At 74.7% G+C, this 10,426-nt stretch carries 6 protein-coding genes; 1 reads left to right on the forward strand and 5 read right to left on the reverse strand.

Annotated features, from left to right (window positions below; translation table 11 throughout):
• The 5 genes from ABD823_RS33455 to ABD823_RS33475 form a co-directional block, all read right to left on the reverse strand.
• Positions 1 to 3,138, reverse strand: a 3,138-nt coding sequence (locus tag ABD823_RS33455; RefSeq protein WP_344866801.1) for an amino acid adenylation domain-containing protein, incomplete at its 3' end; no start/stop codon positions are given.
• Between the two features lie 152 nt (positions 3,139 to 3,290).
• Positions 3,291 to 5,699, reverse strand: a complete 2,409-nt coding sequence (locus tag ABD823_RS33460) for an MMPL family transporter (RefSeq protein ID WP_344866793.1) — start codon at positions 5,697 to 5,699, stop codon at positions 3,291 to 3,293.
• Positions 5,699 to 5,968, reverse strand: a complete 270-nt coding sequence (locus tag ABD823_RS33465; protein ID WP_344866803.1) for an acyl carrier protein — start codon at positions 5,966 to 5,968, stop codon at positions 5,699 to 5,701. Before ABD823_RS33465 ends, ABD823_RS33460 begins: the two co-directional genes overlap by 1 nt.
• Before the next feature lie 13 nt (positions 5,969 to 5,981).
• Positions 5,982 to 7,988, reverse strand: a complete 2,007-nt coding sequence (locus tag ABD823_RS33470; protein WP_344866795.1) for a fatty acyl-AMP ligase — start codon at positions 7,986 to 7,988, stop codon at positions 5,982 to 5,984.
• 137 nt (positions 7,989 to 8,125) lie between these two features.
• Positions 8,126 to 8,686, reverse strand: coding sequence for a TetR/AcrR family transcriptional regulator (locus ABD823_RS33475; protein ID WP_344866797.1), 561 nt, complete (start codon positions 8,684 to 8,686; stop codon positions 8,126 to 8,128).
• An 81-nt stretch (positions 8,687 to 8,767) separates the two neighbouring features.
• On the opposite strand from ABD823_RS33475, the gene ABD823_RS33480 reads away from it, so the two are divergent.
• Positions 8,768 to 10,339, forward strand: a complete 1,572-nt coding sequence (locus ABD823_RS33480) for an MDR family MFS transporter (RefSeq protein ID WP_344866799.1) — start codon at positions 8,768 to 8,770, stop codon at positions 10,337 to 10,339.
• Positions 10,340 to 10,426: the final 87 nt, after the last annotated feature.

Raw genomic sequence — 10,426 nt, forward strand, 5'->3', positions numbered from 1 at the left:
GAAGGCGCCGATCGGCCCGCCGGCCTCGGCCAGCCAGTGCATGATCGGGGTCGGGGGCACGGGTCCCGCCCCGCCACTGTCCCCCGCCGGTTCCGGACCGCCCTCCTGCGCGACGAGCGCCAGGGCCTCCGGGCTGCGGTGCCGGAACACCTGTCCCGGGGTGATCACCAGGCCCGCCTCCCTGGCCCGGGCGACGAGCCCGATCGCCAGGATGCTGTCCCCGCCCAGGTCGAAGAAGCCGTCGTCGGCGCGGACCCGGGGCACCCCGAGCACCTCGGCGAACAGGGTGCAGAGCAGCCGTTCGCGGTCGCCGGACGGCTCCCTGCCCCCGGTCCCCCACTCCGGCGCGGGCAGCGCGGCGCGGTCCAGCTTGCCGTTGGCGTTGAGCGGCAGCGCGTCGAGCACGACGACGGCCGCGGGCACCATGTAGTCGGGCAGCGACCGCCGGGCGGACGCGCGCAGCGCGTCCGGGTCGGGCCGCTCCGCCGCCTCCGCGGGGACGACGTAGGCGACCAGCCGCCGGTCGCCCGGGTGGTCGGCGCGGGCCAGCACCGCCGCCTGCGCGACCTGCGGGTGGGCGGCGAGCACCGCCTCGATCTCGCCCGGCTCGATCCGGAACCCCCGGATCTTGACCTGCTGGTCGGCCCGGCCCACGTATTCCAGCGCCCCGTCGGCCCGCCACCGGACCAGGTCGCCGGTGCGGTACATGCGCCCGCCGGGAGCGGAGGGGTCGGCGACGAACCGCTCGGCGGTCAGGCCGGGCCGGCCGAGGTAGCCGCGGGCCACGCACGGGCCGGAGACGTAGAGCTCCCCGGCCGTGCCGGGCGGGACCGGGCGCAGGGCCGCGTCGAGGACCTGGAGCCGGGCGCCGAGCACGGGGCGGCCGATCGGGGTGTCGCCGGGCGAGGTCAGCGGGTCGCTGGCGGTGACCACGACGGTGGTCTCGGTCGGCCCGTAGACGTTGATCATCCGGCGGCCGGCGGCCCAGCGGCGGACCAGCTCCGGGCGGCAGGCCTCGCCGCCGACCAGCAGGGTGCGCAGTTCCGGCAGCGGCGCCTCGGGGACCGAGGCCAGCGCGGCGGGGGTGACGAACGCGTGAGTGATCCGCGCTTCGGCGAGGAACCGGCCGAGCGGCTCGCCGCCGTACACGCCGGCGGGGGCGAGGACGAGCGCGGCGCCGGCGTCGAAGGCCATCAGCCATTCGAGCACCGCCCCGTCGAAGCCGATCGAGGCGAACTGCAGGACGCGGCTGCCGGGGGTGACGGCGTACCGGCCGGTCCCGGTCCGCGCGTACGCGGGCAGGCCCGCGTGGGTGACCACCACGCCCTTCGGGCGGCCGGTGGAGCCGGAGGTGTAGACGACGTAGGCGGGGTGGCCGGGCAGGAGCGGCACGCCCGGGTCGGTCGCGGGCAGCCCCGTGCCGTCCCAGCCGTCCAGGTCGACGACCGCGGGCGCGGTCCCCGGACCGGCGGGCCCGGTGGTGAACAGGGCGGTGGCCGGTCCGCCGGTGACCACGATCGGCGGGTCCGCGTCGGCGAGCATCACCGCCAGCCGCTCGGCCGGGAGGCCGGGGTCGAGCGGCAGGTAGGCGGCGCCGGACTTCAGGATGGCCAGGAACGCGACGACCATGTCGGCCGAGCGCGGCACCGACAGGCCGACGTGGCGCTCCGGGCCCGCGCCGAGCCGGATCAGGTGGTGCGCCAGGCGGTTGGCGCGGGCGTTCAGCTCCGCGTAGGTCAGCTCGGTCTCCCCGGCCACCAGCGCGACGGCGCCGGGGTCGCGCCGCACCCGCTCCTGGAACAGGTCCACCGCGGTGCCGCCGGGGACCTCGCCCGCCGCCGTGCCCCAGCCGGCGAGCAGCTCCCGCTCCTCCGCGCCGAGCAGGTCGAGGTCGCCGAGGCGGGTGCCGGGGCCGGCCTGGGCCATGCGGTCCAGCAGGCGGAGGAAGCGCCCGTGGTGGCCGGCCAGCTCCGCCTCGCCGTACAGGTCGGGGTGGCCGTCGAAGTCGACGCGGACGCCGCGGCCGTCCGCGCCGTCGTAGACGTTGACCGACAGGTCCTCGATCGGGCCGGTGACCAGCGGGTGGGCGGTGGCGCGGTGCCCGGCGAAGCTCAGGTCGTAGTCGAAGCGCATGATGTTGACGACCGGCCCGAACAGCCGCCCCCGCACCTGGCGCCGCAGGTCCTCGTAGCGGTAGCGCTGGTGCACCAGGAGCCGCCCGACCTCCCGGTTGACCTGCCCGGCCAGCTCGCCGAGGGCCGTGTGCGCCGCCGTGGTCAGCCGGAGCGGGAGCACGTTGGAGAGCATGCCCGGGGTGCGGCGGGCCAGCGGCGTGGTCCGGGCGGTGACGGCCAGGCCGAGCACCACCTCCGCAGCGCCGGTGGCGCGGGCGAGGTAGGCCGCGACGGCCGCGATCACGAACCCGGAGACGGACGTGCCGTGCGCGGACGCGGCCCGCTCCAGCGCCTCGGACTCCGCCCGGTCCAGCGCCGCGCCGCACCGCCGGAAGCGGCAGGTGGCCGGGGCCGTCCCCGCCGACAGCGCCGGTACGGCGGGCAGGCCGGCGAGCCGGTCCAGCCAGTGGCGGCGGTCGGCCTCGTGCCGGGCGGAGGCGCGGTAGGCGGCGTCCTCGGCCAGCAGCTCGGCCAGCGGGCCCGCCCGCCCGGGACCGGGGGCGCGTCCCTCGGCCAGCGCGGTGTAGACCTCGGCCAGCCGGCGGGCGACCATCGGCCCGCTGTAGCCGTCCATGACCACGTGGTGGCAGCGCAGGTACCACAGGTAGCGGTCGTCGGCGACCTTGAGCAGCGCGGTGGACACCAGCGAGCCGTCCGGGAAGGGCGTCTCCAGGTCCGCGCGCATCCACTCCAGCGCGGCCCGCTCGTCCCCGGCGGCCACCAGCGGGCAGTCGAGGTCCCCTTCCCGCACCGTCTGCCCGTCGCCGGTGACGTGCAGGTGGACGGCGTCGAGGCCGCGGGCCGCCACCCGGACCGCCGAGGCGAAGAGAACAGGGTCCACCGGTCCTTCGATCTCGATGTACTGGGCGATGTGGACCGGCTCGCCCGGAGAAACCAACTGGGCGCGCCAAATCCCGTCCTGCGCCGCGGACAATGGTAGGAGAGAATTCGAACCGAGCACCATCGCCACGCTTTCCAACCCAACCGAAGGAATGCCCTGACAGCGAGTATCAGCACTTCAAAAAGGGCGAAGCGCATTACACGCGACCATCCGCCCCCCATTTATTACCACGAAGTAAATCACATCGCCGATCCGCCGGGCAATAATTCCTCTTATCACTTACCGCTAAACTCACCCTCTCTCTTTTCGCGTTTTCCGACGACCGCCGGGCCCGGCCGGAGAATGACGCGCGGCCGGGTCAGCCTCCGGGGCCTGAGCATGACCTGGGGCCGGATCCGGGAGCCGCGGGCCGCCCGGCCGCCGGCGTCCGGCCCCCGGCCGCGCCGCCGGCGCACGCCCCGGGCCAGCCGGCCGGGCCACCAGACGGCGTCGCCGACGTCCAGGGTCAGCGCGGTGACCAGCACGGAGCGGACGACCATCGTGTCGAGCAGCACGCCGACGGCCACCGAGAAGGCGAGCTGCACGGTCTGGGTGAGCGGCAGCACCACGAGCACCGCGAAGGTGCCCGCGAGCACCACCCCGGCCGAGGTGATCACTCCGCCGGTCGCCTCCAGGCCGAGGATCGCACCGCGCGCCGTACCGTGCCGCCGCGCCTCCTCGCGCACCCGGTGCATGAGGAAGATGTTGTAGTCGACGCCGAGCGCTACCAGGAAGACGAAGACCAGCAGCACGAACCCTTGGTCCACTCCGGCGAAGCCGAACAGGTGGGTGAAGGCCAGCGCGCTCAGCCCGAGCGTGGCCAGGAACGACACCACGACGGTCGCCAGCAGCAGCAGCGGCGCGACGAGCGAGCGCAGCAGCAGCGCCAGCACGGCGAAGACCACCAGCAGCACCAGCGGGATGATCACCTCGCGGTCGCGCTGCGCGCCCCGCTCCATGTCGGCGATGAGCGCCGTGTTCCCGCCCACGTTCACGTCGGGGGCGGCCACCGCGCGCAGCCGGTCGCGCAGCGCGAGCACCCGGCGCTGCTCGGACTCCTGCCCGCCGCCGGCACGCACGGTCACGTTGAGCAGGATGTCGCCGTTGCCGGCGGCGCCCAGCGCGATCGCGGTGACCTCGGGCCGCTGCGCCGTGTCGATGATCACGTCTCGGACGTGCTGCTCGCCGGTGACCACCTGGACCGGGTCGGCGGCCCCGGCCGGGAAGTGGCGGGCCGCGACCTCCTGCCCGACGACCGAGTCCGGCCGGTTGAGGAACACCCCGGCGTTGCCCACCCCGCCCTCGCGGTAGGAGGTGAGCCCGGCCGCGCACACCGCCAGTGCGGCGAGGGTGACCAGCCACACCCGGCGGGGGTCGCGCGCGATCCGGTGGCCCAGGGCGCGCCAGGCCCCGCCGGCGGGCTCCGCGCCGGCCCGCGGGACGGGGTGCGGCACCACCGGCCAGAAGATCCACCGCCCGGCGACGACCATGACGGCGGGCAGCAGCGTCAGCATCGCGACCATCGCGCAGGCCACGCCGACCGCCGAGACCGGGCCCAGCCCCCTGGTGGAGTTGAGCTCGGCCGCCACCAGGCAGAGCAGGCCCGCCACCACGGTCGCCGCGCTCGCCACCACGGCGGGCCCGGCCCGGCGCAGCGCGACCGCCATCGCCTCGTGCCGGTCGGCGTGCCGGCGCAGCTCCTCCCGGTAGCGGGCGACGATCAGCAGCGCGTAGTCGGTGCCCGTCCCGATGACCAGGACCATGAGCAGCGAGACGGAGACGCTGCTGACCGTGATCGTCCCGGCGGCGGCGAGGCCGTAGTTGACGCCCATCGCCAGCACCAGCCCGACGAGCACGGTGCCGAGCGGGAGCAGCCAGAGCACGGCGCTGCGGTAGGTGACGAGCAGCACGGCGACCGCCACGCCCGTGGCGGCCAGCAGCAGGTCGGTGTCCACGGTGGAGAAGACCGCCAGCGAGTCCGCCTGGAAGCCCGCCGCCCCGGTGACGTACGCCGCCGGCCCGTCCGGCGCCCCGGTCCCGGCGATCCGCCGTATCCGCTCGACGAGCGCGGCCGTCTCGCGCGCGCCGCGGTCGCGCAGGATGACCCCGACCTGCACGGCCTCACCGTCCTTGGAGCGCTCCGCGACGAGCAGGTCGATCGTCCTGCTCACCTCGGGGATGTGGAGCTTCTCCTCGACCGCGCGGAGCGGCTTGGGCAGCCTCCCCTCCGCGTCGCGGTACGCCGCCAGCTCCCGGTCCAGGTCGCCGCGGTCGAAGGTCCGGCCGCCGGTCGGCGCGGGCATCTCGGCGACGACGTCCCCGATCCGGGCGAACTCCTTCATGTCCCGGGCGATCTCGGCCTCGTCGGCCTCGGTCACGCCGCCGGGCCGGGTGTAGACGACCACCGCCGGGACCAGGCTCCCCCCCTGCATGCCGAGGATGCGCCGGACCGCCTGCGCGGAGTCGGCGCTGCCGGGCAGGTAGGAGGCGACGTCGTCCTTCTGCACCGTCTCCAGCAGCGCAGCGGCGGGTCCGGCGACGGCGAGGACGCCCAGCCAGACGGCCAGCACCAGCCATTTGCCGCGCCGCCCGCAGAGCAGGCCCACCAGCAGTCCGGCCAGGCGGCCGGCCGTCCGCGCGGTCATCAGCCGGCGCTCAGCCTGCCCCGCAGATGGTCGGCCATGGCCGCGACGGTCGGGTGCTCCCAGGCGAGGGTCGGCTCGACCGCCAGGCCGTACTCCGCCTCGATGTCGCCGCACAGGGCCAGCGAGTAGACCGAGTCCATGCCGTACTGGGCGATCGGGACCAGCGGGTCGATCTCCTCGGGCGCGCGTGCGACGTAGGAGGCGACCCTGGCCCGCAGCCAGTCGCGCAGGCCCTCCACTCCGACGGCGATCCCGGCGTCAGCGGACATGCTCACTTCACCCTCACCTTCTCGTCCCGGTGTCCCGCGCGCGCCCCGCGGCGGGCCCCCCGGAGCCCCGGCGCGCCGCGCCGCTCCCCTCGCCCGCGGCCCGCCCTGTTCCCGCCGCCTCCCCTGCCTCCCCGGTGTCCCCGGTGTCCCCGGCCGTTCCGCCCGCCGCTGCCACGGCGTCCCGGACCGCGGCGGTGAGCTCGGCGTGGACGACCGGGAGCAGCCCGGTCAGCAGCATCTCCCGGGTGCGGGAGCGCTGGATCTTGCCGCTGGTGGTCTTGCCGACCCCGCCGCGCTCGACCAGCACGACGTTCACCTCGCCGACGCCGAACGCGCGGGCCAGCTCGGCCTGGACCCGGCGGGCGAGCCCGGCGACCGGGTCCGTGCCGGCCGCGCCCGCCGCGCCGTCCCGGTCGCCCCCGCCGTGCCCGCCGCCCCCGCCGTGTCTCCCCAGCCGCTCCCGCCTGACCTCCTGCACCACCACGACCTGCTCGCCCCCGGGGGCCGCGCCGGGCGGAGCCGCCCCGCCGGCCGGGACCGCCGCGCCGGCCTCACCGGACCGGGGCGCGTCGCCGGGCGAGAGCCCGAAGGCCGCCGCCGCGCCCAGCGCGGGGTGCACGCCGCGGGCCGCCTCCTCCAGGTCCTGCGGGTAGAGGTTGCGTCCCTTGACGATGATGACGTCCTTGATCCGGCCGGTGACGTAGAGCTCGCCGTCCAGCGTGAAGCCGAGGTCCCCGGTCCGCAGGAACGGCCCCCGCCCGGTGGCGGTACGGCCGCCGAAGGCGTCGCGGGTGGCCTCGTCGCGCTGCCAGTAGCCGCGGGCGACGCTGCCGCCGCGGACCCAGATCTCGCCGACCCTGCCCTCGCCGAGGGGCCGGCGGCTGTCGGGGTCGACGATGTCCACGGTCATGGTGACCGGTCGCCCGCAGCCGACCAGCTCGACGCCCGCCTCCGCGGGGACCGCCTCGTTGCGCTCCAGCGCCGCGGCGTCGAACCTGCGGACCAGCGGCCCCTGGCCCACCGGGGTCGCGCTGATCACCAGGGTCGCCTCGGCCATGCCGTACGCCGGGGCCCAGGCCCGCTCGTCGAAGCCGATGGGCCCGAAGCGGCGGACCATGGTGCGCAGCGTCCCGGCGCGCACCGGCTCGGCGCCGTTGAGCGCGAACTTCAGGCAGGACAGGTCCAGGCCGGCCGCCTGCTCGTCGGTGACCCGGGCGGCGCACCACTCGTAGGCGAAGTTCGGCGCGACGGTGTACTCCGCCCGGTAGCGGCTGATCATCTCCAGCCAGAGGGCGGGGCGCATGACGAAGTCGATCGGCGAGGCGAAGTACAGGTCTCCACCGGCGTAGATCGGCTGGAGCAGCATGCCGATGAGGCCCATGTCGTGGTAGTGCGGCAGCCAGCCGGCCCCGACGCCCGTCGTCGGCGAGCCGATCGCCCGCCAGATCTCGTTCTCGTTGTGGAGCAGGTTGGCGTGGTCGAGCATCACTCCGCGCGGCTCGCTGGTGGAGCCGGAGGTGTACTGCATGTAGGCCAGGGTGTCCGGGCCGATCTCCGGCTCGGTCCACTCGCCCGGATCCGGCAGGGCGAGGGTGTCGGTGGCGACGCACTCGACCGCGCCGGCCAGCCCGGCCTCGTGCAGCCAGGCGGTGAGCGTGCCGAGGTCGGCGGCGTCGGTGAGCACCAGCCGGACGTCGGCGTCCTTGATGATCCCCGCGGCCCGCTCCAGCGCGCGGGGGTCGGTCTGCGGGAGCGGCGAGGGCACCGCGACCACCCGGGAGTACAGGCAGCCGAGGAAGACCGCCAGGAACTCCAGCCCGGCCGGGTGGAGCAGCAGCGCCGTCCGGTCCTCCATGCGGCGCCCGGCCAGCCAGGCCCCGACCGACCTGGCCCGCTCGTCCAGTTCGGCGAAGGTCAGGCGGCTCTCGCGCGGTTCGCCGCCGCGGTCCTCCACGAAGGTGTAGGACCGCTCGTGCCCGTGTCTTCCGGCCTGCTCGCGCACCCGCTGCACAAAGGACATCTGGTCATCTCCCGCGACGGCAAGACACCCCAACCTAAGAGGATCCCCCTGCCGGTCACAGGCTCGGCCCGCACAAGCCGCGGGCCGGTTTTACGCCGAAAGTTAGTATCTTCACGCCTCCCGGGCCGGGCGGGCCGTCACGGCTCCAGGCAGACCCGGAAGATCTTCTCCAGCCGGGCGACCACCGCCTCCCGGTCCGGCTGCTCGACCGCGTCGGGACCGTAGAGCAGGCGCAGCGTGCCCGACCCGGTGATGAGCGCGGTGGCGATCGCGGCCCGCAGCCGGGCGTCCCCGCCGGACAGCCGCTCGACGAGCGGCTCCATGATGGCCGAGCTGACCCGCTGGCGGAGGATGCCGTGGATCTCCGGGCTGGACGACGAGCGGACGAGCGCCTCCATCACCGGGCTGCTCCGGTCCGTGCTGAGCCGCTCGGCGACGTACTCCGCCAGGCGCCGGGGCAGTTCCTCGTCCGGGACGTCGAGCACGCCGGGGAATCGGCCCTGCACGGCGAGCACCTCGGCGAACAGCTCCCGCTTGCTGCCGAAGTACCGGTTGATCAGCGCGATGTTGGCCTCCGCCTCGGCCGCGATCAGCCGCACGGTCACGTGGTCGTAGCCGTGCTCGGCGAACAGGCGCCGCGCGGCCGTCAGAATGCGCTGCCGGGTGTCCTCCCGGCAGCGGCGCCGTCCCTCATCCACCTGCTCGGTCCTTCCGGTTTGACGAAGTAAACAGGCGTCTACTACCTTCATATGCATCGTACATGTATTGGGGGACGGTTCATGCTGACCGGACAACAGGTGGAGGCCGCGGCCAGACCGCACTTCACACACAAGCAGGTGCTGGAGATCCTCGCCGGTCTCATGATCGCCATGCTGACGTCGATGATCTCGACGTCCGTGGTGGGCACCGCACTGCCGACCATCGTCGGCAGCCTGGGCGGTCAGGACCAGCTCGCCTGGGTGGCCAGCGCGACGCTGCTCACCATGACCGCCTCCACGCCGCTGTGGGGCAAGCTCTCCGACCTCTACGGCCGCAAGCTCATGTTCCAGACGGCGCTGGTGGTCTTCACGGTCTCCTCCATCGCCGCGGGCTTCTCCCAGGACATGGGGCAGCTCATCGCCGCGCGCGCCGTCCAGGGCATCGGCGCCGGCGGTCTCGCCGCGCTCCCGCAGATCATCCTCGGTGACGTGGTCGAGCCCCGCGAGCGCGGCCGCTACTCCGGCTACATCGGCGCGGTCTTCGGCGTCTCCACCGTGGCCGGTCCGCTGCTCGGCGGCTTCCTCGTCGACAGCCTCTCCTGGCGCTGGACGTTCTGGTTCTCCGTGCCCCTGGCCGTGGTCGCGTTCTTCGTCATCCAGAAGGTGCTCAAGCTGCCGTTCGTCCGCCGCGACGCCAAGGTCGACTGGTGGGGCGCGACCTTCATCACCGGCGGCACCACCACGCTGATGCTCCTGCTCTCGCTGGGCGGCAACGAGTTCGAGTGGAACTCCGCCTGGACCTACGGCCTGGGCGCCGCGAGCCTCGCGCTGTTCGGCCTGGCCGTGCTCGCCGAGCGCAGGGCCGCCGACCCGATCCTCCCGCCGCGCCTGTTCGGCGACCGCACCTTCGTGCTCTCCAGCCTCGCCTCGCTGCTCGTCGGCGCCGCGATGTTCGGCGCGATGATGTTCCTGCCGCAGTACCTGCAGATCGTCAGGGGCATGAGCCCCACGGCCTCCGGCCTGATGACCCTGCCCATGGTCTTCGGCCTGCTCGTCTCCTCCATCGCGGTCGGCAAGCACGTCACCCGGACCGGCCGCTGGAAGGTCTTCCCGATCGCCGGCATGCTGCTCGTCGCGCTCGGCCTCTACCTCCTGTCCCACCTGCACGTCGACAGCTCGCTGGTGGTCATCGGCGTGGAGAACGCGGTGATCGGCATCGGCCTCGGCGCCTCCATGCAGATCCTCATCCTGGCCGCGCAGAACGCCGCGGCCCGCACCGACCTGGCCTCGGTCACCTCGGGCGTGAGCTTCTTCCGCTCCATGGGCGGCGCGGTGGGCGTGGCGGCCCTGGGCGCCGTGCTCTCCAACCGGCTCAGCTCGGAGCTGGCCTCCCTGGCCAAGGCCGCGCACCTGCCGCCGGCCGGCGGCTCGGGCATCAGCCTCGGCTCCCCCGACGCCATCCGGGCCCTGCCGGCCCCGGTGCTGGAGGTCATCCTGGAGGCGTTCACCCGGGCCCTGCAGACGGTCTTCCTGGTGGGTACCCCGATCGCCGTCCTCGGCGCGATCGCCGCCCTGCTGCTGAAGGAGCTCCCGCTCCGTTCCTCCCAGGCCCCCGTGCCCGCTCCGGAGCCGCAGCCCGCTCCGGCCGACTGACCGGCGGCGCCCCCCCCCCCCCCCCCCCCCCCCCGCCATGCTGACCAGGTGCTGGGCGCCGTCGAAGGAGAGCGGGGCCTGCGCCGG

The organism is Planomonospora alba (genome assembly GCF_039534085.1).
In the GTDB taxonomy this organism is placed as follows: domain Bacteria; phylum Actinomycetota; class Actinomycetes; order Streptosporangiales; family Streptosporangiaceae; genus Planomonospora_B; species Planomonospora_B alba.